Genomic DNA, 24,987 nt, shown 5'->3' with positions numbered 1-24,987 from the left:
TTCTGCGCTTCCTATCCCCAGTCCAGCCCCTGCGGCGAACTGGAAAACCCGACTTCCCGTAGCAGGGTAAAGAGAGGGGTTTGCCGTACCGGTTTATCGTTGACTTCCGACAGCGTGAAACGCAGTCGCGGTTCACGGCGTAAGGCGCTCACCAGCGCCCTGAAAATCTCCGGCGAAGGCATCTCCTCATTTTCTGTCCAGATCATCATCTTTTTTCCTCCCTGAGCAAGGTACAGCCGCAACTGTCCAGCGGAAATCACGACAAACGCGCCGTTACGCCGCCCGGGAACCAGAGATGACGGATGCGTCGGCCACGGTAGTAGCGTTCCCCAGGGATTAGCGGGATCGTTCGCAGATAGCGCCACCGCCGTAAACGCCTGTTGTTCAGACGTCGACGGCGTCAGATCGCGCAGACGATCGACAGTGTCCCGCTCGGCAAACTGCGCGCCGCCCATTCCCTCCACGAACCGCCCACGCAGAATTCGCCCAGAATCTTCCATGCTTCGGCACAGCGTCTGCATGGCGGGAAAGCCACCAGGCACATTCTCGGCAATCACGGCCTGGCGACCAATTACGCCGTAGCGATCGAGCATATTCTCGGCACAGGCCAGCATCCGTTCGGTATCATTCAACGTCTCTCGCGGCAGCAGCGACCAGCGACCGGCCAGCGCAGGCGTGGTGTAAGAAACCGGTACAGCGATGGACGAGAGGCGCGGCGCGGCATAGGCCGGGCGTCCACGACGCATACGCGGCGAACGTCGTGACGGCTGGCGCGATGCGGCGACAGTACGCGACAGGCCACGCAGCGGAGCCCAGATATCGGTTGTGATATACCCTTGCCAGACCAGGCCCCAAAGTGCCTCATGCAACGTGGCTGGCGTTAACCATTCGTCGCCGCCAGCGTCTGTCGCACGCGTCTGAATCAACGCGCTAAGTTGCTGCGCAAACCATGCGCCACCACCAGAAAGAACGTCCAAAATTGCGCGCTGTAAGTCTGAAAGCGCCTCGCTGTCACCGGATGGCGGGGAAAGCGTTTCTGCCAGGTAATCCCGTAAATGCAGTACCACCCGTCCATCATCGTCGCCCAGTTTCTTTTGTCCTGACCAGATGACTTCACCCGTCGCCAGCAACTCATCGAGCATATCCGGTGAATAATCACGGACACGAGCAGGGAAAATCTGGCTTTCCCACAACGAGGCAGGCAGGCCGACTCCGGCCAGTTGTTCAATAACACGCATGACGCCGTCACTTCCTTCCAGCGTACCCGTGGAGGAGGGCGGAAGGCGCGCCGGGCTGCCGTCGGCGGATGAAATAAGTCCCTGACGCTCCAGCAACAGTCGGGTGTAGCTCGTTGCCGGAACCGGACGGGTTGCCTCTCTTGCCGCATGCAGCGAGCGGATGCGAAGACGATGAAATACGTCCTCATTCACCCACGTTGACGCTTCGTCAGGCGTGGAAGATGTACCGGCACGCAACGGAATGAGGACACCCTCATCGCGCAATTGACGCAGTTGATCGCCGGCGACGGCTACCCCCAACCCGAACGTCTGCGCAATCTGGGTGCGAGTAAACAACGTGTGGGTACGGCTGAAGCGCAGGAAAAGATCGCGCAGCGGCGCGTTCACCGGATGCAGCCATGCCGGTGAAATCGTCGCAGGCAGGCGAATTCCCAGCGCGTCACGAAGTCTGGCTGCATCGTCCATGCAGGCCATCTGCGCCGTGTCCGCGATAACGACCGGGAAGATACGTTTTTCAGCGGACAGCTCATCAAGCCACGTCCTGATGTCAGCGAGCGTTCCTTCGTGTCTGGCGGCAATTTCGTCGACGCTCATTGGTCCCAGTTCGCGCAGTAAATCGTAAACGCCTTCCATCCCCTGGGCTTTCCTGCCCGCCGCCCGCCGCTGAAGTTCATCTTCAACCTGGCGGATAATTTCCGGGTCAAGCAACTCCAGCGGATCGCCCTGGCCTAACAGGTTGCCCAGCAGTTCGCTGTCCAGTGCCAGTACCGAAGCCCGACGTTCCGCCAGCGGCGCGTCGGTGGCGTACATAAATTCCGCGACGTAGCCGAAGAGCAGATCGGTGGCGAAGGGTGAGGGGGTTGGCGTGGTCACTTCAGACATCTGGATCTCGCCGGTGTTCAACCGGCGTATGACCTGCTCAAGTGCGTCGAGATCGTAAACGTCCTGCAGGCACTCACGAGCCGTTTCCAGAATAATGGGGAAATCAGGATAGCCCGCCGCGATTTCCAGAAGCTGACTGGCGCGCAGGCGTTGCTGCCAGAGCGGCGAACGACGCCCTGGCGTGCGGCCCGGCATCAGCAGGGCGCGGGCGGCGCATTCTCTGAAGCGGGCAGCAAACAGCGCCGTACTGCTGACGGCCTCCCGGACAATGCGCAGCAGTTTTTCCGGTTCAAACAGGAAAATAGCGGCATCGGGCAGTTTCCCGTCGCTGTCCGGTATGCGCGCGACAATCCCATCATCACTGGCAACAATCGACGCGTCAGCCCCCCACTGCGCATGGAGGCGTCCGGCAATCGCCAGCGCCCAGGGCGCGTGTACCCGACGACCATAAGGGGAATGCAGAATAACCCGCCAGTCACCCATTTCATCGCGACAGCGCTCAAGCACCAGATGACGACTCCAGGGGAGCACGCCCGTAGCATTTTTTTGATCGTCAATTAACCCTTTGATATTCGACAGAACATTGTCATCGCGCAGTCGGGGTGAGAGCCGGCGTTCTGCGTTGTCATCGGACATCGTATGGATAAAATCACCAATGCGTTCTCCCAGTTCCGCCGGGCGCCCGACGCCTTCGCCGCGCCAGAACGGCAGTCTGGCCGAGCGTCCGGGCGCGGGGGCAACGATAACCTGATCGCGGGTGATTTGTTGAATACGCCACGAGGTTGCACCCAGCGTGATGATGTCGTTGACGCGTGACTCGTACACCATTTCTTCATCCAGTTCGCCTACGCGACGCGATCCGGCTTGTTCATCCCCTTCGGGAAGCAGCACGCTGAACATGCCGCGGTCCGGAATGGTACCGCCGCTGGTTACCGCCAGAAGCTGCGCGCCAGGACGGGCCGTTAATAACCCGGTTTCGCGGTTCCAGATTATGCGCGGTCGGAAGACGGCAAAATCGCCGGAGGGATAGCGCCCTGCCAGCATATCCAGCGTGGCGTCAAATGCGCTTCTCGGCAAATCCTGCCACGGTGAAGCCCGGCGGACGAGGGCATACCAGTCATCTACATTGAGTGGATCCATTGATACGGCGGCAACGGTTTGCTGCGCCAGAATATCCAGCGGGTTGCGTGGCGGCGTCAACGTTTCCAGTTGTCCGGCGTACATACATTCGACGATGACGGCAGAGTCAATCAGATCCCGACGGGTTCTGGGGTAGAACAGCCCCTTTGATACCCCGCCGACCTGGTGACTGGCGCGTCCGATGCGCTGCAGGCCGCTGGCGACAGAAAGGGGCGTCGCCACCTGAATCACCAGATCAACCGCCCCCATGTCGATCCCCAGCTCCAGACTGGAGGTCGCCACCACGCAGCGAAGTTCGCCGGATTTCAGCGCATGTTCGGTGACGGCACGCTGTTCTTTGGACACCGAACCATGATGCGAACGGGCAATGTATTCTGCGGCGTCCTGCGCCCGGTTACTGGTGGACCCGGTTAGCGAGTCAAAGTGCACCGGCTCTGCCTGCGGTTGGGGCAACGCTTGTTGTCGCGAAAGATACAGTTCATTCAGGCGGGCCGTCAGCTTTTCCGCCAGCCCACGCGAGTTGGTGAAAACAATGGTGGAACGATGGCTAAGGATTTGATCGAGAATACCGGCTTCAATGCGCGGCCAGATGGAACCTTCTCGACCCTTGTGAATGGCCTCGCCGCTGTCGCTATTGTCCGCTAAGACGTCATCAAGATTGGCGGCTGGAGCGACGATGTGGATATCCGGGTGACGGGTAGAAGGCGGATTGATAACGGTAACCGGACGATCGCCGCCCAGAAAAGCGGCAACGGCTGTAACCGAACGCACGGTTGCCGACAAACCAATGCGCTGCGCCGACGTTGCCAGAAGCGCATCCAGGCGTTCGAGACTCAGCGCAAGATGCGCGCCGCGTTTTGTGCCTGCTACCGCATGTACTTCATCGACGATCACCGTTTCAACGCCGCGCAGCGTCTCTCTGGCGCGGGAGGTGAGCATCAGATAAAGCGACTCCGGCGTGGTGATCAGAATATCGGGCGGATGACGACTTAGCTTCGCACGCTCCTGAGGCGACGTATCGCCGGTGCGGATCCCAACCCGAATAGCCACCTCTGGCGCGCCGGATTTCTTCCGTTCTTCGCTAATCCCCAGCAGGGGAATTTGCAGGTTGCGCTGGACATCCGTACCCAGGGCTTTTATCGGGGAAATATAGAGGATTCGGGTGACTTTCTTTTCTTTGTCGGAGGAGGAGGTGGCGTGCGCTGCCTCGCCTTCACGAAACAGGCTATCCAGGGCATAGAGAAACGCGGCAAGGGTTTTCCCCGAACCGGTCGGGGCGATCACCAGCGCGTGCTGATTTGCGGCGGTCACGGCCCACGTTTGCGACTGCACCGGCGTGGGATGCTGAAATGCCGAGGTAAACCAGTCGCGGGTTGCCGGTGAGAAAATATCCGGCAGCGGAGGCGGCGCATTTTTTGCTGACATGTTCCCTGTCCCTTTAGCGATGTTGGCGAATCAAGACCTTTTAACAGAATAGCGGGAAATGCGCAGGGTGTATTGATACTGGTCAAATATACAGTATGGATGGAAGGGGGAGCGGCCTGATAAACAGCGTTATCAGGTCACCAAATCAGGCTTCTTCAGGTAGCGGTAACGGCCAACCGCCCAGACGCTTCCAGCGGTTGACTATCTCGCAAAACAGCACGGCGGTGCGCTCGGTATCGTACAGCGCTGAGTGCGCCTGGGTACCGTCAAACTCCATGCCAGCCGCCAGACACGCTTTGGAGAGCACCGTTTGTCCCAGAGCCAGTCCGCTCAGGGCGGCAGTATCAAACGTCACGAACGGATGGAACGGGTTGCGTTTGAGCGACGCACGCTCAGCGGCAGCCATCATAAAGCTATGATCGAACGTTGCATTATGGGCGACCATAATGGCGCGACTGCAACCGCTGTCTTTAATGCCTTTGCGGACCATTTTGAAAATGGCGTGCAGGGCGTCATATTCACTCACCGCGCCACGCAGCGGGTTGGATGGATCGATACCGTTAAACGCCAGTGCTTCAGGCTGTAAATTTGCGCCTTCAAACGGTTCTACGTGGAATTGCAGCGTGCTGTCCGGCATCAGCCAGCCTTGTTCATCCATTTTCAGCGTGATGGCAGCTATTTCAAGCAGCGCATCGGTTCTGGCGTTAAATCCGGCCGTTTCAACATCAATGACGACAGGATAGAAACCACGAAAACGGTCGCACAGACCGGTAAGTTGAGCGTTATCGGACATCAGGGTCTCTTAGTACGGAAAAAATTGCAGCGCGCATTATGCCAAAAAAAGCGGAGTGATGCAGTAAAACAACGGGCGCAGAAAGCCACTGCGCCCGGCAGGAATCAGTTACCGAGTCCTTTCCCGGCGTCCTTCTCTTCGATCAGCTCGATTTTGTAACCGTCCGGATCTTCAACAAAAGCGATCACGGTCGTGCCGCCTTTAACCGGACCAGCTTCACGAGTGACGTTACCGCCATTCTGACGAATGCGCTCACAGGCTTCAGCCGCGTTATCGACGCTCAGGGCGATATGACCATAAGCCGTACCCAGCTCGTATTTGTCAACGCCCCAGTTATAGGTCAGTTCAATCACCGCTTCGTCACTTTCTTCGCCGTAACCGACAAATGCCAGTGAGTATTTGTATTCAGTGTTTTCACTGGTGCGCAGCAGCTTCATGCCCAGAACTTTAGTGTAAAAATCAATAGAACGTTGCAGATCGCCAACGCGCAGCATCGTATGAAGTAAACGCATGTTATGTCCCCTTAAAAAATGGTCAATACATTCAAAATGTTGTTTTAGTATAGCGGCGTTTTTACGCCGCTATCAATGAAGGAATGCGATGGAGGGAATCAGAGCGTCGGGTAATCGGTGTAGCCTTCCGCACCGCCGCCGTAGAAACTTTCACTGCGTTGCGGGTTGAGTTCAGCTTTACGTTGCAGACGCGCCACCAGATCCGGGTTAGCGATGTAATCACGACCAAACGCGACAGCATCGATCAGACCCTTCTCAATTAAGGTCTCTGCTTTTTCACGCGTATAGGCGCCGGCACCGATAATCGGACCGTGGAAACGAGCGCGTACTTTTTCGCGGAACGCGTCGGTATACGGCTTGCCGCCAGCCCAGTCTGGTTCAGACATGTGCAGATAGGCGATGCCGCGTTTACCCAGTTCTTCAATCAGATACAGCGCGTCGGCTTCTTCGTTCGGACCATTGTCGACATTCTGGAAGGTGCCAACAGGCGAGACGCGAATCCCGATACGGTCCGCACCCCATTCTTTAATGCCCGCATCGACTACTTCCAGCACCAGGCGCGCGCGATTCTCCACGCTACCGCCGTACTGATCGGTACGATGGTTAGAAGAAGGGGAAAGGAACTGATGCAGCAGATAACCGTGAGCGGAGTGCAGTTCAACCAGATCGAAACCGGCTTCACGCGCATTGGCGATAGCCTGGCGGAAATCATTGACGATTCCCGGGATTTCATCGGTTTCCAGCGCGCGTGGCATAGAGGTATCCACTCGGATAGCCTGACCATTTTCATCACGCAGGGAAGTACGGGTCCCGGCGCTGATAGCGGATGCGGATACCGGCGGCTGTCCACCCGGTTGCAGGCTGGCGTGAGAAATACGGCCTGTGTGCCATAACTGAACGGCGATGTGGCCGTTTTCAGCATGAACACCGGCGGTGATTTTCTTCCATGCGGCGATCTGCTCATCACTGTGCAGGCCCGGCGCGCCGGCATAACCCTTCGCCTGTGCGGAAATCTGCGTCGCTTCGCTGATGATCAGACCCGCGCTGGCGCGTTGGCGATAATACTCGGCCATTAACGGAGTCGGGATGTCGCCTGGCTCAATGCTGCGCAGACGCGTCAGCGGGGCCATGAAAATACGGTTTGGTGCGGTGATCGCGCCCACTTTCAGTGGGGTAAACAGTTTATCTGATGACATAATGTTTTCCGTTATGAATAGACCGGTCGTCTAGTAAGCAGTTAAATAAAACGCCTGTTAAGCACCAGGCGTTGCGATAATATTTTTCACGTGTGCCAGCGCGTTTTCCAGCGGGGTGGCACTGCGAGAAATTTTGGCCTGCAGATTTGCTCCCAGCCACAGCGCATAAAGGATTTGCGCCTGCTGCAGTGGTTCTCCTGCAAACGTCAAACAATGACTATCACGTCCTTTTTCCAGCGCCTGCGCCAGGATGACCATAATTCTCCCGGCCCCCTGGTCCATTGCGGTGCGCATATCTTCCGACAGGTCGCACACTTCGGCGGAGAGTTTAACCGTCAGGCAGCCGCTGATGATTCCTTGCTGGCAAAACTGATTCAGGGTTTCCTGATAATAAGCCAGAATGCGATCGCGGTAATTGCCTGGACCCGTGTCAAAATGCACCGTCAGCCGCTGATGATAACCGGCAAAATGCCGTTCCAGCATTGCGACGCCAAAGGCTTCTTTAGAGCGAAAGTAGTGATAAAACGATCCTTTCGGCACCCCGGCGGTTTTGAGCAACTCGCTCAGTCCCATACCGGTAAAGCCTCGCTGCATGCAAAGATGCTCACCGGTAGCCAGTAAGTGTTCGCGGGTATCGTACTCAGTTTGCTTGTTCATGGCAGGGAGTGTAATAGACCAGTCGGTCTAATGCAAGACAGGTTGCCAGAAATCGTGTTTACGTCTTCAATAGAGTGAAGACCTAATGAAGAGGAAAGGGCGTGGCAGAGCAGTTAGAGTTTTTTCCCGTTCAGAGCCCATGTCGGGGAATTTGCCAGTCAGATGAACGCGGTTTTTGCCGGGGGTGCCTGCGCAGTCGGGATGAGCGGTTCAACTGGCAAAAAATGAGCGACGCACAAAAACAAGATGTGCTGCGGTTATGCCGCCAGCGTCTGCTGCGTAAATTACGCGCAAATAAACCCGCCGCGCCAGAAGAACCTCAACAGCCTTCACTCTTTTAAGCCACTAATTGTATATACTCGCTGTAATTTACTTCACGAGGAAGCAGTTATGGTTCAGCGTATTACTCTTGCGCCACAAGGCCCGGAATTCTCCCGCTTTGTCATGGGATACTGGCGACTGATGGACTGGAATATGTCCCCCCGGGAGCTGGTGAGCTTTATTGAAGAGCACCTGGATTTAGGTGTCACGACCGTGGACCATGCGGATATTTACGGGGGCTATCTGTGCGAGGCCGCCTTTGGCGAAGCGCTGAAACTGGCTCCTCATCTGCGTGAGCGGATGCAGATTGTCACCAAATGCGGGATCGCCACCACCGCCCGTGCGGAAAACGCGCTCGGCCACTACATCACCGACCGCGATCATATTGTGAAAAGTGCGGAACAGTCGTTGATCAATCTGGCGACCGACCATCTGGATCTGCTGCTGATCCACCGCCCGGACCCGCTGATGGATGCCGATGAGGTCGCCGAAGCCTTCAAACATCTGCATCAGAGTGGAAAAGTGCGTCACTTCGGCGTCTCCAACTTCACCCCGGCGCAGTTTACGCTGCTGCAATCGCGCCTTCCGTTCACGCTGGCGACCAACCAGGTGGAGATCTCTCCGGTTCACCAACCGCTGCTGTTAGACGGCACCCTCGATCAGCTTCAGCAACTGCGTATTCGCCCAATGGCCTGGTCCTGCCTTGGTGGCGGACGTCTGTTTAATGACGATGCGTTCCAGCCGCTGCGTAACGAACTGGCGGTCATTGCGCAAGAACTGAATGCCTCTTCCATTGAGCAGGTGGTTTACGCCTGGATACTGCGTCTGCCGTCACAGCCGCTGCCGATCATAGGCTCCGGAAAAATCGAGCGTGTACGTGCGGCAGTGAAAGCCGAGTCTCTGAAAATGAGTCGTCAGCAGTGGTTCCGTATCCGTAAAGCCGCGCTGGGTTACGACGTCCCGTAAGCGTAAAATCGCGGATCTCCGTTCAAAATGGTGTTACTGGTTTACACTTAACCGACATACATACAGAACGGAGGTCCTATGAAGCGATTGAGTCTGGCTGTGTTAACCCTGTTAGCCTGTGCGGGGGCGCAAGCCGCCAGTGAAACAGTGGAGATGAATCTGGTTACCCCGCAAGGTGTCGGGCAGTCCATCGGGGAGGTCACCATTGCGGAAACCGAGAACGGACTGGAGTTTACACCGGATCTGAAAGCGTTGCCGCCGGGAGAACATGGTTTTCATATCCATGCCAACGGCAGCTGTCAGCCTGCCATTAAAGACGGTAAAGCGTCTGCCGCTGAGTCTGCGGGGGGGCATTTTGACCCGCACAAAACCGGTAAACACACCGGACCGGATGGCGAAGGGCACCTGGGCGATTTGCCCGTGCTGGTGGTGAATGACGAAGGTAAAGCCATTGTTCCTGTCACGGCAACGCGCCTGAAATCTCTTAACGACATCAAAGACAAAGCGCTGATGATCCACGTCGGTGGCGATAATATGTCCGATCAGCCCAAACCCCTGGGCGGCGGTGGGGCGCGTTTCGCTTGTGGTGTGATCAAATAATCAGGACGTCAGCGACCCTTCTGGCGGCGCTTGTTCCAGTTGAGAAAGCGAACAATACAGTCGCCAGACGATCGCCGCCAGCTCTTGCGCGGCGGGTTGATGATGGTGAGACAGCGTCTGGCAAATCCGCAGGAGTTCAGCCAGCGTCGCGGCAAGCGGTCGTTGCTGGACGCCGCGTTCGCTCATCACATCATGCAGTAAAGCAATACAGATGTCCCTGACCTGCGACAGCGGGTCAGAACGCGATTCCCAGCCGCGCAGTTGCCAGACGACGTGCGAACAGTTGAGCAACACCACGCCCCAGCGTAGCAGCCAACGGCGTGCCAGCGCATCCTGACTGTTACTTAACTGACTGATGTGGTGATAGGTCAGCGACTCGTACTCATTTTCACTGTACGTCGGATAACGGCTCAACTGATCGACAAAGCTCCGGCGCAGCGCCCGAATATGACGCCGGCTTTTGCGTGCATCCGAACCGGGACGCAAAATCGCGAACGCCAGCCATGACAACGCCACGCCGACAATCTTCGCCGTATTGTCATTCAGAAAATCGGCAAAGTCATAGACCGGCGGGTTGGTCACAGCGATAAACGAACCCATAAAGACAATCAGTTGCCCCCAAAGCCCCGCCAGTTTTGGCATCTGCAATTTCAATAATTGCATGGTGGTCAGCAAGGGGAACAAAAACAGCAGGAACTCCCACAGGTCGCTAATCTGCACCATCAGCCCGAACTTGACCACGAAACTGAACAGCGAGAGCAATACCAGCGTGCGCATCAGCAGTGAGAGTGATTTAAACGGTGTGGCGACGACGGAGTAAAGCACGCTGCTGATGGCCGCCAGGGTCAGCGCCGCCGATCCCGATTCCCACTGTGAAACAATGCTCCATGTGCCAATCACCATTAGCGTGACGAAGGTGCGCAGGCCGCTCCAGAGGGCTTCTGCGTGGTCGGTATGCCGTGCCAGCGCCGGCGCGCGCGGAATGTTAACGGTAGTAAGCGGCCCGCCATTTTCAATCACGCGTAGCTGACGGCTGGTACGCAGATAGAGACGGCAGAAATAACGTAACCGCTGCCAGAAGGCGACGTGACGATAGTCGCTTACGTCGGTGGGGGCGAGTGGCGCAATAATCCGCGCGACGGCATAACTGTCAGTTTGTGAACGGGCCAGTGCCGTCAACAGTTGGTCAATAACATCACGTGTGTGGGCCGGAGGCGTCGGCCAGTTCAGTAACATTCTGCGCAGGCTTGAGATGACGCTGGTCAGGCGCAGTTGATGATGCAGCAGGACGTTCAGCAGCGCATTCTGACGCCGGAAACGGTAATGGCTCCAGAATGCCTGAATACGAAGTAAATTCATCGTCAAAATCTGCCCGATCACCCCTTCGTGGGCCGAGCGGATGGCGTCAGTAGACTCAGGTTGCCACAGCAGGCTGGCGTGTTCCAACAGGCGCGCGTGCATGTTCTTCAGCGCGGTCAGTAGCGCGGTGCCATCGGAGGTGCTGGGCAAAATCATCATCATCGTGCCGCCGCAGAGGATCCCGACAATCACTTCGCAAACACGCGCCTGGGCGATATCCCAGAGTTGAGTGATATCGACAATGTTCACCATCGGGAAGGCAATAATGGCGGCGGTGTATCCCGCGAGCTGGAAGGCATAAGCCACATTGTTGGTAAACTGCGCGCAGGCCCACGTACAGAAACCAATCCAGGCGGACATGCTCAACAAAAACAGCCACGGTTCGTTGAGCGTATGCCCGGCAAGAATTAACGCTGCGGTCGCCCCCAGCAGACTGCCGGCAATGCGCCCGAGACTTTTACTGATTACGCCGCCGACGGTGGGAAAACTGACCACGGCGGCGGAGGTCATCGCCCAATAGGGTTCATCCAGATTGAGATAGTAGGCAAACGTCAGCGCCAGGCACATCGCGAGGGTATTACGCAAGGCATAGCGCCACTGCCCGGCCGTCGCTTTCAGCCACGGCGTATTGCCCAGAGACACGCGCAGTCGCTTCATTTAGTTGCCGATCGCTACGCTACAGGTCGTGCCGGAAACGAGCGTTACGCCACGTGGAAGCTGGTCAAATTCGATACGCACCGGAACGCGCTGCGCCAGACGCACCCAGGGCACGTTGGGTTTAATATCCGGCACCAGACCGGAATCGCTCTCCACGCTTTGGTCGTAAATCGCGCGGCCAATGCTGGATACGTGACCCTGTAACTTAATATTGCCGCTGTAAAGTGTAATCTGGGCAGGTGCGCCTTCGCGGATATGACGCAGCTTGGTTTCTTCAAAATAACCCATCACATAGAAGGAGTGGCTGTCCACCAGGGCAAACAACGGTTGACCGGAGGTGGCGAAGTCACCGGTACGCGTCGACAGATTGGTTATCCACCCGGAGACCGGGGCGCGGACATCCGTCTGCGCCAGTTGCCACTGCGCCTGTCTGAGCGTCGCCTGAGCGACGTCTACGCTTGCCTGCATCGCTTTGACGTTCAGATTGGCGGTGTCCATTTCTTCAGCGGAGATAAAATTCTGCGATAAGTGACGACGGCGAGTGGCTTCGTTATTGGCTTTCGCCAGTTCCGATTGTGCTTTAGCCAGTTGCGCCTGCGCGTTGAGCTCGGCGATATGAAAAGGGGTCTTATCGATACGAAAAAGCAGATCGCCGGCGTTGACGAACTGGTTATCTTTTATCGGGAGATCGACGATGGCGCCGGACACCTGCGGCGTAACGCTGACCTGTTCGGCTCGCACCTTTCCGTCACGCGTCCACGGGGATTGCATGTAATAATTCCACATAAACCATCCCGCCAGAACGGCGAGGGTAGCAACCACAATGGTGGAGAAATATTTCAGTGTTTTCAGCGTCATAATTACCATGCAACCAATAAAAGAAGACCCAAACAGACGCAGAGGGCAAAAATTGACAGATCCATCAATAAAGGATGCCAGATTTCACCCGAGTAAATCCGTTCGCGCAGCAGGCGATGGATGAAAAGCCAGAGGAGAAATCCCAGCGCAAAGGCCTTGAACAGCGGCGGGAAGTAAACAGATGCGCCAATCACTAAATCCTGTAAGGGCATCCCTGTTGTATTGTGTGCGGAGGTCACAAGCAATAGTCCTTTGCGTCAGGCTACGTTTATCCAGGTTTAGCAAAAACTGGTACGAAGCGTGCTTTTTTCGCGTAATGTCTGAAAAATATGTCTGTCGGTAACCAAATGCAGCAATACATTTGTTTTAGCAATACAATTGCTGCACACTATTCTAAAATCAGTATAATATCTTAGCAAGCTAATTATAAGGAGATGAAATTGGAATCGCCACTAGGTTCTGATCTGGCACGGTTGGTGCGCATTTGGCGTGCTTTGATAGACCACCGTCTTAAGCCTCTGGAATTGACGCAGACGCACTGGGTTACGCTGCATAATATTCATCAACTGCCACCGGATCAATCACAGATACAACTGGCAAAAGCGATTGGCATCGAACAGCCGTCACTGGTACGTACGCTGGATCAGCTCGAAGAAAAAGGGCTTATTTCGCGTCAGACCTGTGTCAGCGATCGCCGGGCCAAACGGATTAAACTGACAGAAAAGGCAGAGCCGCTGATTGCTGATATGGAAGCGGTTATCAACAAAACGCGTGGTGAAATTCTGGAAGGGATTTCTGCGCAGGAAATTGACCTGCTGATTAAACTGATCACCCGACTTGAACACAATATTATTGAGCTACAGTCGCACGATTAATGTCATGAAACGTGTGGTCAGGATCTGACCACACGTTAATTCACTTAGCGCGGAGAAACGGTAACCTGACGACCGTTGCTGGCCAGTACGACACGCTGTCCGGCAGAGAAACGCGTATCACCTTGTTTCTGAACAACCATGATGGTGTTGCCATCATCCTTACGGATTTCCAGTTCAACACCCTGCGTTTTGTTCATCGCACCCTGCACGCCTTGTCCGGCGACACCACCGGCGACAGCACCCGCCGCCGTTGCCAGAGAACGACCCGTACCACCACCCACAGTGTTACCCAGGAAGCCACCGAGCACAGCACCACCAATGGCGCCGATCACGTTATCATTATCACCAGCCTGAATTTTTACCGGACGCACGTTTACAATCGTCCCGTAGGTAACGTTCTGAACCTGCTTCGCTTCAGAAGCGGTATAGACATCGCCTGAAAGGCTATCCGTGTTGGCACAACCCACTAAAGATAAGCCAGCCAGTGAAACGATCAGTACACGTTTAATCATTTAAAAATCTCCTGTTCACCATGAAACGCTACCCAAGCATCCCTCATGGTCAAATTATATGGCATTTGCGCGTTTAAGGTCACATGTTCTGTCTGAATGATGCAGAAATCATAATAACAGGCAGCTTAACCAACTTTAAACGAACTATTCAGTGAATTTATTAAATCAACGCGGCGAGGGTGCTTTCGGGAAAAACGTGAATGAAGCGTAGCATTGACTGCGCGTTTATGATGGAGTGTTGGCAAAAAGTCATGCTTAAAAAGGAACATGTATGAAATCGGGCCGTTATATTGGCGTGATGTCAGGCACCAGCCTTGATGGTGTTGATGTCGTACTGGCGACGATAGATGACACGATGGTGGCCCAACAGGGGAGTCTCACCTGGCCGATGCCTGTTTCCCTTAAACAGGCGATTCTCGATATTTGCCAGGGGCAATCTCTGACGCTTTCCCAGTTGGGGCAGTTGGATGTTCGGTTGGGCAAACTGTTTGCCGAGGCGGTCAACGCGCTACTGGCGCAGGAAAAACTGCGTCCGCAAGACATTATCGCTATCGGTTGCCACGGGCAAACGGTGTGGCATGAACCCACCGGCGCGGCGCCGCATACGCTGCAGATCGGCGATAACAATCAAATTGTGGCGCATACCGGAATCACGGTAGTCGGCGATTTCCGTCGTCGTGATATCGCGCTGGGCGGACAGGGCGCGCCACTGGTACCTGCATTTCATCAGGCGCTGCTCGCGCATCCGACAGAGCGAAGAATGGTGCTCAATATTGGCGGCATCGCGAATCTGTCGCTGCTGATTCCAGGGCAGCCCGTGCGTGGATACGACACCGGACCCGGCAATATGCTGATGGATGCCTGGATCTGGCGGCAGTGCGGCAAACCCTATGATAAAGATGCGCAATGGGCCTGCGGTGGGACGGTGATTATTCCGTTGCTACAAACGATGCTCAGCGATCCCTGGTTCTCGCTACCTGCACCGAAAAGCACCGGGCGTGAATACTTCAACTACGGCTGGATTGAACGGCAACTGACGGCGTTTCCGGGGATTGCGCCGCGCGATGTTCAGGCGACGTTGACGGAGCTGACGGCGGTCACCATCTCTGAACAGGTGTTGCTGAGTGGGGGCTGTGAACGTCTGATGGTCTGCGGCGGCGGTAGTCGTAATCCTTTGTTAATGACCCGACTGGCGGGACTGCTGCCGGGAACGGAAGTGACGACCACCGATGAGGCCGGGATCAGCGGCGATGATATGGAAGCGTTGGCATTTGCCTGGCTGGCGTGGCGCACGCTGGCTGGTCTTCCGGGCAATTTGCCCTCGGTGACCGGTGCCTCTGAAGCAAGCATTCTGGGCGCGGTGTTTCCCGCCAACCCACGAACTCAGAGTTAACTGAATTTTTCTTTCGTCTTCTGCCGTTACACTGTGGAGATTAGGAGGGTGAATTCACCCTCCTGGACCAGGAAAGTCTACAGGATACGTCTATGAAAAAACTGCTACTCATCTGTTTTCCGCTTATGCTCTCTGGTTGTAGCGTCTACAACCAGTTTGTTGAACGTATGCAAACGGATACGCTGGAATACCAGTGTGATGAAAAACCGCTGACGGTAAAATTGAATAATACCCGTCAGGAGGTGAATTTTGTTTATGACAACAAACTGCTTAATCTGAAGCAGGGTATTTCGGCGTCAGGCGCGCGCTATACCGACGGAATCTATGTGTTCTGGTCGAAAGGCGACGGCGCGACCGTCTACAAACGTGACCGTATCGTGCTGAATAACTGCCAGTTACAAAACCCGAAGCGTTGAGATTTCCAGCAGGGCGGCGCACAATAGCGCCACCCACTGACAATCCGTAGCGAACCCCATGTCTGATAACGACGAATTGCAGCAAATCGCGCATCTGCGCCGTGAATACACCAAAGGCGGTCTGCGCCGCCGCGATCTTCCCGCTGAGCCGTTAACGCTTTTCGAACGCTGGCTGGCTCAGGCATGTGACGCCAGACTGGCGGATCCCACCGCCATGGTTGTAGCGACCGTTGACGAAAATGGCCAACCGTATCAGCGTATTGTGTTGCTGAAACACTACGATGAAAGAGGGCTGGTGTTCTATACCAACCTCGGCAGCCGTAAAGCGCATCAAATCGAAAAAAATCCCCGCATCAGCCTGCTGTTTCCCTGGCATATGCTGGAACGTCAAGTGATGGTGACGGGTAAAGCCGAACGCTTATCGACCCTGGAAGTGGTGAAGTATTTCCACAGTCGTCCGCGTGACAGCCAGATTGGCGCCTGGGTCTCGAAACAGTCCAGCCGCATTTCCGCGCGCGGGATCCTCGAAAGTAAATTCCTCGAATTAAAACAGAAATTCCAGCAAGGCGAAGTGCCGCTGCCCAGTTTCTGGGGCGGATTCCGCGTCAGCATAGAACAGATGGAGTTCTGGCAGGGCGGTGAGCACCGACTGCATGACCGCTTTTTATACCAGCGTGAAAATGACGCATGGAAAATTGACCGTCTCGCACCATAAACCCGGAAAATTGTTGCGTTAAGCGCTAGCGCTGTGTGCGCCAGCGCTTTATTCTATAGAGCTTTCGCGTCTGGCGAAAAGTCGTGTACCGGCAAAGGTGCAGTCGTTTTATACATGGAGATTTTGATGGCAAGCAGTAACTTGATTAAACAATTGCAAGAGCGGGGGCTGGTTGCCCAGGTGACGGACGAGGAAGCGTTAGCAGAGCGACTGGCGCAAGGCCCGATCGCGCTCTATTGCGGCTTCGATCCTACCGCTGACAGCTTGCATTTGGGGCATCTGGTTCCCTTGTTATGCCTGAAACGCTTCCAGCAGGCAGGTCATAAACCTGTGGCGCTGGTCGGTGGCGCGACCGGTCTGATTGGCGACCCGAGCTTTAAAGCCGCTGAGCGTAAACTGAACACCGAAGACACCGTTCAGGAGTGGGTAGACAAAATCCGTAAACAGGTTGCTCCGTTCCTGGATTTCGACTGCGGCGACAACTCCGCTATCGCGGCGAATAACTATGACTGGTTCGGCAACATGAACGTGCTGACCTTCCTGCGCGATATCGGTAAGCATTTCTCTGTCAACCAGATGATCAACAAAGAAGCGGTGAAGCAACGTCTGAACCGTGACGATCAAGGGATCTCCTTCACTGAGTTCTCCTACAACCTGTTACAGGGTTATGACTTTGCCTGTCTGAATAAACTGCATGGTGTGGCGCTGCAAATCGGTGGTTCCGATCAGTGGGGTAACATCACCTCCGGGATAGACCTGACGCGTCGTCTGCATCAGAATCAGGTCTTCGGTCTGACCGTTCCGCTGATCACCAAAGCGGACGGTACCAAGTTCGGCAAAACCGAAGGCGGCGCAGTATGGCTGGATCCGAAGAAAACCAGTCCGTACAAATTCTATCAGTTCTGGATCAACACGGCGGACGCCGACGTGTATCGCTTCCTGAAGTTCTTCACCTTCATGGACATTGAAGAGATCAATGCGCTGGAAGAAGAAGACAAGAACAGCGGGAAAGCGCCGCGTGCGCAGTACGTGCTGGCCGAGCAGGTCACGCGTCTGGTGCATGGCGAAGAGGGCCTTATCGCGGCAAAACGTATCACCGAGAGCCTGTTTAACGGCACGCTGAGCGATTTGAGCGAAGCGGACTTCGAACAACTGGCGCAGGACGGTGTGCCAATGGTCGAGATGGAAAAAGGCGCAGACCTGATGCAGGCGCTGGTGGATTCCGAACTGCAGCCGTCTCGTGGTCAGGCGCGTAAGACCATTGCGTCAAACGCGATCACCATTAACGGCGAGAAGCAGTCGGATCCGGAGTACACCTTCACCGAAGGCGATCGTCTGTACGGCCGCTACACGCTGCTGCGTCGCGGTAAGAAGAATTACTGTCTGGTGTGCTGGAAGTAATCGAAAGTTAGCAGGGGCGTGGGAAACCACGCCCCTTTATTTTTTCAGGGTTGTGGTAAGCAAAAAATGAAGAATATCCTCGCCATTCAGTCCCACGTTGTTTTTGGACATGCTGGCAATAGCGCCGCGGAGTTTCCGATGCGCCGCCTCGGTGCCAACGTCTGGCCCCTCAATACGGTTCAATTCTCTAATCACACGCAATACGGCAAATGGACTGGCTGCGTCATGCCGCCCTCGCATCTGACGGAGATTGTGCAGGGCATTGCCGATATCGATCAGCTGAAGCGCTGTGATGCGGTGCTGAGCGGTTATCTGGGTTCTGCCGAGCAGGGCGAGCATATTCTGGGGATTGTGCGTCAGGTGAAAGCGGCGAATCCGGCGGCGAAATATTTTTGTGACCCGGTGATGGGACATCCGGAAAAGGGGTGTATTGTCGCGCCTGGCGTCGCCGAATTTCATGTTCGCCACGCGTTACCTGCCAGCGACATCATCGCCCCGAATCTGATTGAGCTGGAAATTCTCTGTGAACACGCGGTGAACACCGTGGATGAAGCGGTTACTGCCGCCCGCGAGCTCATTGCACAGGGGCCGGAGATTGTGCTGGTCAAACACCTGGCGCGAGCGGGTTACAGTCAGGATCGTTTTGAAATGCTGCTGGTTACTGCCGATGACGCCTGGCACATCAGTCGTCCGCTGGTGGATTTCGGTGTCCGTCAGCCGGTCGGCGTGGGCGATGTGACCAGTGGTTTACTGTTAGTGAAATTGCTGCAGGGGGCGACAATCCAGCAGGCGCTGGAACATGTGACGGCGGCGGTGTATGAGATTATGATTGCTACCAAAGCAATGCAGGAATATGAACTGCAGGTGGTGGCGGCGCAGGATCGTATCGCTCAACCAGACCACTACTTTAGCGCCACACAGCTTTGACTTGCCTGCCGGATGCGGCGTTGACCGCCGCCATCCGGCCTGATTCGCTTACTGTATTCCTTCCGCCTTCAGCGCTGCCGCAACGCCCGGACGCTCAGCCACTCGTTTCATATATGCCGCAATATTCTCTAACCCGTCCATATTGAGTTTTACCGCATACGCCCAGCGCAGTACGGTGAAAAGGTAGGCATCCGCGATAGTGAAACGCGAGCCACAAATCCATTGTCCCTCTTTGAGAGCGGCATCAACGTACTGCATTTTCTTCTCAAGAAGCGCGCGAACGGTCGGTTTATACTCTTCTGGAGTGTCAGGGCGAAACAGCGGCGTGAAGCCTTTATGCAGTTCAGTCGCAATGTAGTTAAGCCATTCCAGCGTCTTGTAGCGTGAAATGCTGCTCACGGGAGCCAGCAACTGGCGATCAGGAACGCTGTCGGCGAGATATTGCATTATCGCCACGCCTTCGGTCAGCAGCGTACCATCATCGAGCAGCAAAGCGGGAACCTGTCCTTTCGGGTTGACCGCGAAAAAATCATCGCCGTTTTCCAGACGCTTTTTCATCAAATCCACGCCATCCAGCGTGAAATCTTTCCCACTCTCGCGAAGGGTAATATGGGAGGCAAGAGAGCAGGCGCCTGGCTTGTAGAACAGTTTCATCGATAACTCCTTTCAACTGAGGTTTAACGTATCCTGGTTCGGGTTCAGGCAAAAAAAAAGCCGCTAACGCAACGTTAGCAGCTTCATTATGCGTTTCCCAGAAATTTACGCGGTAGCGGTTTTAGACGCTTTCTCGCGAGGTTCGTCGTCCTGAGTCATGCGGTTCAGTTTCGGCGCCGTCAGCAACATCAGAACAGCGATCACTGCGGTCGCCACGCCAATCTGCAGGAACACGCGACCATACACTTCCAGAGACATCAGCGGGTCTGTTACGTTTTCCGGAACCGCCATCATGCTGGCGACATAACCGCCAATGATGTTGGCGCCTGCAGTGGTGAGGAACCAGCTACCCATGATGAAGCCCATCAGACGCTGTGGAACCAGCTGTGCCACCATGGCCAGGCCCAGACCGGAAATCATCAGCTCACCGATACTTTGCAGGCCGTAGCAGATGATCAGCCAGTTAACGGAAACGATGCCCGCATCGGAGGCGAATTTGGCACCCAGCGGCAGGATCAGGAACGCGCCTGAACACAGCACCATACCAATGGCAAACTTCGTCGGCATCGGCAGAGTGTCGCCCATCTTGTTATAGATAGCCGCGAGGATAGGACTACCAATGATGATCCAGAACGGGTTCAGCGCCTGATACTGTTCAGGTTCGAACGCGATGCCAAGAATGGAGTGCTCAACGTTACGGATAGCGAAGAAGTTCAGCGATGTCGGCATCTGGCTGTACAGCACGAAGAAGATGATCGCTTCCAGCATCAGAATGAACGCCACGATCATTTTACGACGAGCCGCACCCTGCATAGAGAAGGCTTCTTTACCGAAGATAATCACGATACCAAGCGCGATCACACCCAGAACCATGCGGGCGATTTGCTGGTTATGCAGCAGCCAGGTGGCGATCGCGATGAGCGCGATAACACCGACGATGGTCAGCAACAGGTTGCGGAAGTTAATCGGCTCAAAGTCAGGTTTAGAACCGTAGTTCTTCACCCAACGCTGGCAGAACGCGAAGTTCACCACGGTGATCAGCATACCGACAACGCTCAACGCGAACGCGGTGCTCCAGCCGTAATGCGCGGCCAGCCACGGCGTTGCCAGCATTGAGAAGAATGAACCGATATTGACGGACATGTAGTACATCGTAAATGCACCATCAAGACGCGGGTCATCTTTTGCATAGCAGGTCGAGAGCAGCGAGGACGGGTTAGCTTTAAACAGACCATTACCCACGGCAATGGCGGCCATCCCCATATAAACGATGCCAGCGTCGTGTCCGGACCATGCCACCAGGGCATAACCAATAGCCAGGACTACCGCACCAAGCATAATGACGCGCTTGGTACCCAGAACTTTATCGCCTAACCAGCCACCAATGGCGACCAGACCGTAAACCAGGGCGCTAAAAGACGAGAAAAGAGTGATTGAATCCGCTTCAGACATACCCAGTTGTTTAACCAGGTAGACGGCCATAATTCCTTGTAAGCCGTAATAACCGAAACGCTCCCAGAGCTCAATCGAGAAGATGAGATAGAACGCCTTCGGTTGTTTGAAAGCGTTAAGACTGACGCTTTCCGTTGGTTTCTTGTTTGCAGTAGACACTTTAGCCTCTTTTTTTACATCCCATATTAACGGGGGTGTTCTGTCACGTGATACCACTGGGTAGCCGTGAAATTGTTATAGTGGGAGGGGAAACGGCAAGTAATGTTCACTATCTTGCACTTTCAGACAAGTCTTTTGTAATAACCTGTTACATATATCTCATCTGGTGAATTCATCGGGGTAGATAAATGTTATCTAGCGTTAAATTTTTTTAATTGCGAAATGGCAGTTTTTTACGCTGTCAACTGGTCCTGAAAATCGCTGTATGGCGATATGTTCTGCTATATGCCGTTTAATGTAGTGATAAAGGCCAGCATCTAAAAAATAGCCAGTGTAATGTTTTGTGTATAAAAACTGACTCCTTGTCATCTGATTGTAGAATTAACCAAATTCAACAAAATAATTTACATAGGGTTATCACTATGATCGTGATCACAGTTGGATAGAAATTTTCGTTATTAAAAAAAGGATTAACCTGAATAGGCACTAATCACCAGGATTATTGATTTGTCTAAACCTGATGACGTGGAATCATTGACGGAATGAAGAGGAAGAAGTAGAGGATAACAAAAAGTTATGGCGGGGCGGATGGGGTTGCCCCGACGAGTCAGATATCGACTTTCTCTTTGTATTCACAAAGATCTTCGATGATACAGGAGCCACAGCGCGGCTTGCGGGCAATACAGGTGTAACGACCGTGCAGGATCAGCCAGTGGTGGCAGTCGACCTTAAACTCTGCGGGCACCACTTTCAGCAATTTCTCTTCCACCTGCTCAACGTTCTTACCGGGCGCAAAGTGGGTACGGTTACAGACGCGAAAGATATGCGTGTCGACGGCGATGGTGGGCCAGCCGAAGGCGGTATTCAGCACGACGTTTGCCGTCTTGCGCCCAACGCCCGGCAGGGCTTCAAGCGCCGCACGATCCTCAGGTACCTCGCCATGATGTTGCTCAAGCAGGATGCGGCAGGTCTTAATCACGTTTTCGGCTTTGCTGTTAAACAGGCCGATCGTTTTGATATAGGACTTCACGCCCTCAACGCCGAGTTCCAGCATGGCGGCGGGGGTATTGGCAACCGGGTAGAGTTTCGCCGTGGCCTTGTTCACGCTGACATCTGTCGCCTGGGCCGATAACAGCACGGCGATCAACAGTTCAAAGGGCGAGTTGAAATTCAGTTCGGTCGTCGGATGCGGATTATTCGCGCGTAATCGGGTTAAAATTTCTAACCGCTTTGCTTTATTCATGAGACATTCCCTGGTTCAGCGGAGGGCAACTCCGTTGCGACAGACGCACTGGCGCGACGTTTTTTCATCTTCTCATCAATGAGATATTTCACCGCCAGCATGAGTCCCAGGCCAATAAAGGCGCCGGGGGGCAGCATTGCCAGCAGGAAAGGAGAGTCGGTGTGGAAAATTTCCACGCGCAGTACCTTCGCCCAGCTACCGAGCAGCCCATCCGCACCATCAAACAAGGTTCCGTTGCCGATAATCTCACGCAGAGAGCCCAGCACAAACATAGCGCCGGTTGCGCCCATCCCGATGGAAAACCCGTCGAGCGCAGAGAGCGCCGGACCCTTTTTGGCTGCGAAGGCTTCAGCACGTCCCACCACAATGCAGTTGGTCACGATCAGCGGGATAAAAATCCCCAGCGACTGGTAGAGACCAAAGGCATAGGCGTTGATCAGCATCTGTACCACACTGACGACCGACGCGATAATCATCACATAAATTGGGATACGAATTTCTGTCGGCGTCCAGCGACGTAATGTCGAGACCGCCAGATTAGTCAGGGTCAATACCAGTGTAGTGGCAAGACCCAGTCCCAACGCATTGGTCGCCGTAGAGGTTACCGCCAGCAGAGGGCACAGTCCCAACAGTTGTACCAGCGCCGAGTTGTTTTTCCACAATCCCTGAACGATGACGTCTTTAATTTCGCTCATGATTTATTCTCCGCAGGCCGGAAGTTGAGGAAGTTGTGCCGGCAGCGTCCGGGCATACAGTCCGGCACGCTTGACGGCATTGACCACCGCACGTGGCGTAATCGTCGCCCCGGTAAACTGGTCAAAATCCCCGCCGTCTTTTTTCACGGCCCAGTGGCTGTCGTTATCACTCTGGATTTTTTTTCCGCTGAAACCGGTGATCCAGTCAGACAGACGCCGTTCTATTTTATCGCCCAGACCCGGCGTTTCATGGTGTTCCGTCACGCGAGTGCCTAAAATCGTACCGCTGAAATCGGCGCCGACCAACAACTGGATGGCACCGGAATAACCATCCGGTGCCGTCGCCTCAAGTACCGCCGCCACGGGAGTCCCGTCCTGCTCAGCGATATAAACGCGATGCTCGCCTTTGCCCAGCTCAGGGGCGCTGACCACGACGCAGCGATCCTGCAAACGGTTATTATAGCGATCGGCAGGCAAGACCTGATCAAACAGCGCCTTTTGCTGAATGGCTGCCTGTTCATCAATGGTGGTTTTGGTCAACTGGTTGATGGCGGCGGTGAGTCCGGTCGAGCCAGCGGCAAACAGCGCCAGGGTGATGCCATGTTTACGAATCGTTTTCAGCATGGATTATCCTTTGCGGTGTCCGTACACGCGCGGGCGCGTGTAGTAGTCAATCAGCGGCACCGTAATATTGGCTAACAGTACGGCAAAGGCCACGCCATCCGGATAGCCGCCGAAGCTACGGATTAACCACACCAGCAGGCCCGCCAGTGCGCCAAACACCAGACGACCGCGATTGGTCGTCGAGGCCGTCACCGGGTCCGTCAGAATGAAGAATGCGCCAAGCATCGTTGCCCCACTGAGCAGATGAATCTGCGGGGAAGCCAGCGACTCGGGGGCAAACAGCCAGCCCAGCGTCGCACAGACGCCCAATGAGAGCAGGAAGCTTACCGGAATATGCCAGCGAATGACTTTTTGCTGTAGCAGAAAAACACCGCCAGCCAGCCAGGCCAGGTTGACCCACTGCCAGCCCGCACCGGCAAACATACCGTTATAAATGGGGTACTGCATGATCTGCTCAACAGAATGACCTGCATGCAGAGAGGTTTTGAACGTATCGAGCGGCGTGGCCTGGCTTATCCCGTCAATGCCCATACGCAACGTATTCATATCACCGCCGCTGGCGGTATGCCCGGTAAAGATGACCTGCAGCGCATCGACCAGTCCCGGCGCGCTGGCGGCAATATCCTGCGGGGGCAACCAACTGGTCATCTGCACCGGGAAGGAGATTAGCAGCACCACATAACCAATCATCGCCGGGTTGAACGGGTTTTGTCCCAGACCACCATACAATTGCTTGGCAATGATCACCGCGAATACCGTACCGAGGATCACCATCCACCAGGGGGCGAGGGGAGGAATACTGACGGCCAGCAGCAGACCGGTCAGCAGCGCGGAGTTATCTTTTAAAATCGCCACTACCGGCTGTTTACGCAATCTGAGTACGGCGGCCTCCGCCAGCAGCGCACTGGCGCAGGCGAGTACGATCTGGAACAGCGTTCCCCAGCCGAAAAACCACCATTGCACGGCGATGCCTGGCACCGCAGCCAGTAAGACCAGCAGCATAATGCGCGAGGTTTGACGCTGATTATGCGTGTAGGGAGAACTTGCGATTCTGAATACCATTTATTCCTCGTTAACAACCTGCTGCTGAGCGTCTTTTTTAGCTTTTGCGCGCGCTATCGCGGCGGCGATGGCCGCYTTGCGTGGGTCGACCGGTTCCAGGGAGGGGGCAGCYGGTTCGYCGCTGGCCWRCTGYKCCTGTTTRCGYGCCTTYGCACGGGYWATAGCGGCCTCGACGGCSGCTTTGCGCGGATCCACCGGTTCAGCCGGTGCGGCAGGTTCGCTGCTGTCCTGCTGTTCCTGTTTGCGCGCCTTCGC

The 24,987-nt window shown here is 55.1% G+C and carries 23 protein-coding genes and 2 pseudogenes; 9 read left to right on the top strand and 16 right to left on the bottom strand.

Going from position 1 to position 24,987, the window contains the following annotated elements; translation table 11 throughout:
* Positions 1-11: 11 nt before the first annotated feature.
* The 5 genes from JTI98_RS16200 to JTI98_RS16180 form a co-directional block, all read right to left on the bottom strand.
* The gene (locus JTI98_RS16200) at positions 12-4,685 is read right to left on the bottom strand and encodes an ATP-dependent helicase (RefSeq protein WP_216081527.1); all 4,674 of its coding nucleotides are present in this window, start codon (positions 4,683-4,685) and stop codon (positions 12-14) included.
* 145 nt (positions 4,686-4,830) lie between these two features.
* On the bottom strand, positions 4,831-5,478 hold the full coding sequence (gene rnt / locus JTI98_RS16195; protein WP_043000808.1) for a ribonuclease T: 648 nt from the start codon (positions 5,476-5,478) through the stop codon (positions 4,831-4,833).
* A gap of 104 nt (positions 5,479-5,582) precedes the next feature.
* Entirely contained in the window at positions 5,583-5,990 is a 408-nt protein-coding gene (gene gloA / locus JTI98_RS16190; RefSeq protein ID WP_043000807.1) for a lactoylglutathione lyase, read from the bottom strand.
* 98 nt (positions 5,991-6,088) lie between these two features.
* Positions 6,089-7,186: an alkene reductase gene (locus JTI98_RS16185; protein ID WP_044265372.1), complete on the bottom strand. Its 1,098-nt coding sequence runs from the start codon at positions 7,184-7,186 to the stop codon at positions 6,089-6,091.
* A gap of 57 nt (positions 7,187-7,243) precedes the next feature.
* Entirely contained in the window at positions 7,244-7,843 is a 600-nt protein-coding gene (locus JTI98_RS16180) for a TetR/AcrR family transcriptional regulator (protein WP_058588016.1), read from the bottom strand.
* A gap of 101 nt (positions 7,844-7,944) precedes the next feature.
* Here JTI98_RS16180 and JTI98_RS16175 point away from each other — a divergent pair, with 101 nt between their 5' ends.
* The 3 genes from JTI98_RS16175 (at position 7,945) to sodC (ending at position 9,730) form a co-directional block, all read left to right on the top strand.
* Positions 7,945-8,184, top strand: a complete 240-nt coding sequence (locus tag JTI98_RS16175) for a DUF1289 domain-containing protein (RefSeq protein WP_043000804.1) — start codon at positions 7,945-7,947, stop codon at positions 8,182-8,184.
* Between the two features lie 49 nt (positions 8,185-8,233).
* Positions 8,234-9,130, top strand: a complete 897-nt coding sequence (locus JTI98_RS16170; protein WP_043000803.1) for an aldo/keto reductase family oxidoreductase — start codon at positions 8,234-8,236, stop codon at positions 9,128-9,130.
* Between the two features lie 78 nt (positions 9,131-9,208).
* Positions 9,209-9,730 (top strand): superoxide dismutase [Cu-Zn] SodC, encoded by a 522-nt coding sequence (sodC, locus tag JTI98_RS16165; protein WP_044328055.1) that lies wholly within the window; start codon positions 9,209-9,211, stop codon positions 9,728-9,730.
* Here the strand turns inward: sodC and JTI98_RS16160 are convergent.
* The 3 genes and pseudogenes from JTI98_RS16160 to JTI98_RS16150 all read right to left on the bottom strand — a co-directional run bounded on the left by JTI98_RS16160 (position 9,673) and on the right by JTI98_RS16150 (position 12,816).
* Positions 9,673-11,746: pseudogene (locus JTI98_RS16160) on the bottom strand (FUSC family protein). The gene sodC and the pseudogene JTI98_RS16160 overlap by 58 nt on opposite strands.
* A complete protein-coding gene (locus tag JTI98_RS16155) occupies positions 11,747-12,604 on the bottom strand; it encodes an HlyD family secretion protein (protein ID WP_216081526.1) in 858 nt (285 codons plus the stop codon).
* Between the two features lie 2 nt (positions 12,605-12,606).
* The gene (locus JTI98_RS16150; protein WP_043001939.1) at positions 12,607-12,816 is read right to left on the bottom strand and encodes a DUF1656 domain-containing protein; all 210 of its coding nucleotides are present in this window, start codon (positions 12,814-12,816) and stop codon (positions 12,607-12,609) included.
* Positions 12,817-13,038: 222 nt separating this feature from the next.
* On the opposite strand from JTI98_RS16150, the gene slyA reads away from it, so the two are divergent.
* The gene (gene slyA, locus JTI98_RS16145; RefSeq protein WP_080343305.1) at positions 13,039-13,479 is read left to right on the top strand and encodes a transcriptional regulator SlyA; all 441 of its coding nucleotides are present in this window, start codon (positions 13,039-13,041) and stop codon (positions 13,477-13,479) included.
* Between the two features lie 44 nt (positions 13,480-13,523).
* Here slyA and slyB read toward each other — a convergent pair whose 3' ends face one another.
* The gene (gene slyB, locus JTI98_RS16140; protein WP_043000799.1) at positions 13,524-13,991 is read right to left on the bottom strand and encodes an outer membrane lipoprotein SlyB; all 468 of its coding nucleotides are present in this window, start codon (positions 13,989-13,991) and stop codon (positions 13,524-13,526) included.
* Positions 13,992-14,262: 271 nt separating this feature from the next.
* Here slyB and anmK point away from each other — a divergent pair, with 271 nt between their 5' ends.
* The 5 genes from anmK to pdxY all read left to right on the top strand — a co-directional run bounded on the left by anmK (position 14,263) and on the right by pdxY (position 18,843).
* A complete protein-coding gene (anmK, locus tag JTI98_RS16135) occupies positions 14,263-15,384 on the top strand; it encodes an anhydro-N-acetylmuramic acid kinase (RefSeq protein WP_090050050.1) in 1,122 nt (373 codons plus the stop codon).
* Positions 15,385-15,476: 92 nt separating this feature from the next.
* The gene (mliC, locus tag JTI98_RS16130) at positions 15,477-15,800 is read left to right on the top strand and encodes a C-type lysozyme inhibitor (protein ID WP_044254665.1); all 324 of its coding nucleotides are present in this window, start codon (positions 15,477-15,479) and stop codon (positions 15,798-15,800) included.
* 58 nt (positions 15,801-15,858) lie between these two features.
* The gene (pdxH, locus tag JTI98_RS16125) at positions 15,859-16,515 is read left to right on the top strand and encodes a pyridoxamine 5'-phosphate oxidase (protein WP_043000796.1); all 657 of its coding nucleotides are present in this window, start codon (positions 15,859-15,861) and stop codon (positions 16,513-16,515) included.
* Between the two features lie 126 nt (positions 16,516-16,641).
* Positions 16,642-17,916 carry a tyrosine--tRNA ligase gene (gene tyrS, locus JTI98_RS16120; protein ID WP_043000795.1) on the top strand — a complete coding sequence of 425 codons (1,275 nt, stop codon included), beginning with the start codon at positions 16,642-16,644 and terminating at the stop codon, positions 17,914-17,916.
* Positions 17,917-17,982: 66 nt separating this feature from the next.
* Positions 17,983-18,843: a pyridoxal kinase PdxY gene (gene pdxY, locus JTI98_RS16115; protein ID WP_043000794.1), complete on the top strand. Its 861-nt coding sequence runs from the start codon at positions 17,983-17,985 to the stop codon at positions 18,841-18,843.
* Positions 18,844-18,891: 48 nt separating this feature from the next.
* On the opposite strand, the gene gstA is transcribed toward pdxY, so the two are convergent.
* The 7 genes and pseudogenes from gstA to JTI98_RS16080 all read right to left on the bottom strand — a co-directional run.
* Positions 18,892-19,497 carry a glutathione transferase GstA gene (gene gstA, locus JTI98_RS16110; protein WP_043000793.1) on the bottom strand — a complete coding sequence of 202 codons (606 nt, stop codon included), beginning with the start codon at positions 19,495-19,497 and terminating at the stop codon, positions 18,892-18,894.
* A gap of 105 nt (positions 19,498-19,602) precedes the next feature.
* Positions 19,603-21,108, bottom strand: a complete 1,506-nt coding sequence (gene dtpA, locus JTI98_RS16105; protein ID WP_044328051.1) for a dipeptide/tripeptide permease DtpA — start codon at positions 21,106-21,108, stop codon at positions 19,603-19,605.
* A 607-nt stretch (positions 21,109-21,715) separates the two neighbouring features.
* Entirely contained in the window at positions 21,716-22,351 is a 636-nt protein-coding gene (gene nth / locus JTI98_RS16100) for an endonuclease III (RefSeq protein WP_044328194.1), read from the bottom strand.
* A complete protein-coding gene (locus tag JTI98_RS16095) occupies positions 22,348-23,046 on the bottom strand; it encodes an electron transport complex subunit E (RefSeq protein ID WP_102948039.1) in 699 nt (232 codons plus the stop codon). The genes nth and JTI98_RS16095 overlap by 4 nt, the downstream gene beginning before the upstream one ends.
* A gap of 3 nt (positions 23,047-23,049) precedes the next feature.
* Positions 23,050-23,670, bottom strand: a complete 621-nt coding sequence (gene rsxG / locus JTI98_RS16090) for an electron transport complex subunit RsxG (RefSeq protein WP_044254656.1) — start codon at positions 23,668-23,670, stop codon at positions 23,050-23,052.
* A gap of 3 nt (positions 23,671-23,673) precedes the next feature.
* Positions 23,674-24,732, bottom strand: a complete 1,059-nt coding sequence (rsxD, locus tag JTI98_RS16085; protein WP_216081525.1) for an electron transport complex subunit RsxD — start codon at positions 24,730-24,732, stop codon at positions 23,674-23,676.
* Positions 24,733-24,987, bottom strand: a pseudogene (locus JTI98_RS16080) (electron transport complex subunit RsxC); the annotation flags it as partial. It lies immediately after the preceding gene.

Source organism: Citrobacter sp. MGH 55 (assembly GCF_016906145.1).
Classification (GTDB): domain Bacteria; phylum Pseudomonadota; class Gammaproteobacteria; order Enterobacterales; family Enterobacteriaceae; genus Citrobacter_A; species Citrobacter_A amalonaticus.
The sequence above is the reverse complement of the archived record's forward strand: the minus strand, read 5'-3'. Positions and strand labels throughout refer to the sequence as shown.

What these genes read in the sequence shown, in the direction of transcription:
- rsxG (WP_044254656.1), bottom strand. Translation starts at nt 23,670, where the DNA reads ATGCTGAAAACGATTCGTAAACATGGCATCACCCTGGCGCTGTTTGCC.
- JTI98_RS16095 (WP_102948039.1), bottom strand. Translation starts at nt 23,046, where the DNA reads ATGAGCGAAATTAAAGACGTCATCGTTCAGGGATTGTGGAAAAACAAC.
- slyB (WP_043000799.1), bottom strand. Translation starts at nt 13,991, where the DNA reads ATGATTAAACGTGTACTGATCGTTTCACTGGCTGGCTTATCTTTAGTG.
- pdxH (WP_043000796.1), top strand. Translation starts at nt 15,859, where the DNA reads ATGTCTGATAACGACGAATTGCAGCAAATCGCGCATCTGCGCCGTGAA.
- rsxD (WP_216081525.1), bottom strand. Translation starts at nt 24,732, where the DNA reads ATGGTATTCAGAATCGCAAGTTCTCCCTACACGCATAATCAGCGTCAA.
- gloA (WP_043000807.1), bottom strand. Translation starts at nt 5,990, where the DNA reads ATGCGTTTACTTCATACGATGCTGCGCGTTGGCGATCTGCAACGTTCT.
- mliC (WP_044254665.1), top strand. Translation starts at nt 15,477, where the DNA reads ATGAAAAAACTGCTACTCATCTGTTTTCCGCTTATGCTCTCTGGTTGT.
- JTI98_RS16155 (WP_216081526.1), bottom strand. Translation starts at nt 12,604, where the DNA reads ATGACGCTGAAAACACTGAAATATTTCTCCACCATTGTGGTTGCTACC.
- JTI98_RS16200 (WP_216081527.1), bottom strand. Translation starts at nt 4,685, where the DNA reads ATGTCAGCAAAAAATGCGCCGCCTCCGCTGCCGGATATTTTCTCACCG.
- JTI98_RS16170 (WP_043000803.1), top strand. Translation starts at nt 8,234, where the DNA reads ATGGTTCAGCGTATTACTCTTGCGCCACAAGGCCCGGAATTCTCCCGC.
- pdxY (WP_043000794.1), top strand. Translation starts at nt 17,983, where the DNA reads ATGAAGAATATCCTCGCCATTCAGTCCCACGTTGTTTTTGGACATGCT.
- sodC (WP_044328055.1), top strand. Translation starts at nt 9,209, where the DNA reads ATGAAGCGATTGAGTCTGGCTGTGTTAACCCTGTTAGCCTGTGCGGGG.
- nth (WP_044328194.1), bottom strand. Translation starts at nt 22,351, where the DNA reads ATGAATAAAGCAAAGCGGTTAGAAATTTTAACCCGATTACGCGCGAAT.
- anmK (WP_090050050.1), top strand. Translation starts at nt 14,263, where the DNA reads ATGAAATCGGGCCGTTATATTGGCGTGATGTCAGGCACCAGCCTTGAT.
- tyrS (WP_043000795.1), top strand. Translation starts at nt 16,642, where the DNA reads ATGGCAAGCAGTAACTTGATTAAACAATTGCAAGAGCGGGGGCTGGTT.
- gstA (WP_043000793.1), bottom strand. Translation starts at nt 19,497, where the DNA reads ATGAAACTGTTCTACAAGCCAGGCGCCTGCTCTCTTGCCTCCCATATT.
- JTI98_RS16150 (WP_043001939.1), bottom strand. Translation starts at nt 12,816, where the DNA reads ATGCCCTTACAGGATTTAGTGATTGGCGCATCTGTTTACTTCCCGCCG.
- rnt (WP_043000808.1), bottom strand. Translation starts at nt 5,478, where the DNA reads ATGTCCGATAACGCTCAACTTACCGGTCTGTGCGACCGTTTTCGTGGT.
- slyA (WP_080343305.1), top strand. Translation starts at nt 13,039, where the DNA reads ATGAAATTGGAATCGCCACTAGGTTCTGATCTGGCACGGTTGGTGCGC.
- JTI98_RS16185 (WP_044265372.1), bottom strand. Translation starts at nt 7,186, where the DNA reads ATGTCATCAGATAAACTGTTTACCCCACTGAAAGTGGGCGCGATCACC.
- JTI98_RS16180 (WP_058588016.1), bottom strand. Translation starts at nt 7,843, where the DNA reads ATGAACAAGCAAACTGAGTACGATACCCGCGAACACTTACTGGCTACC.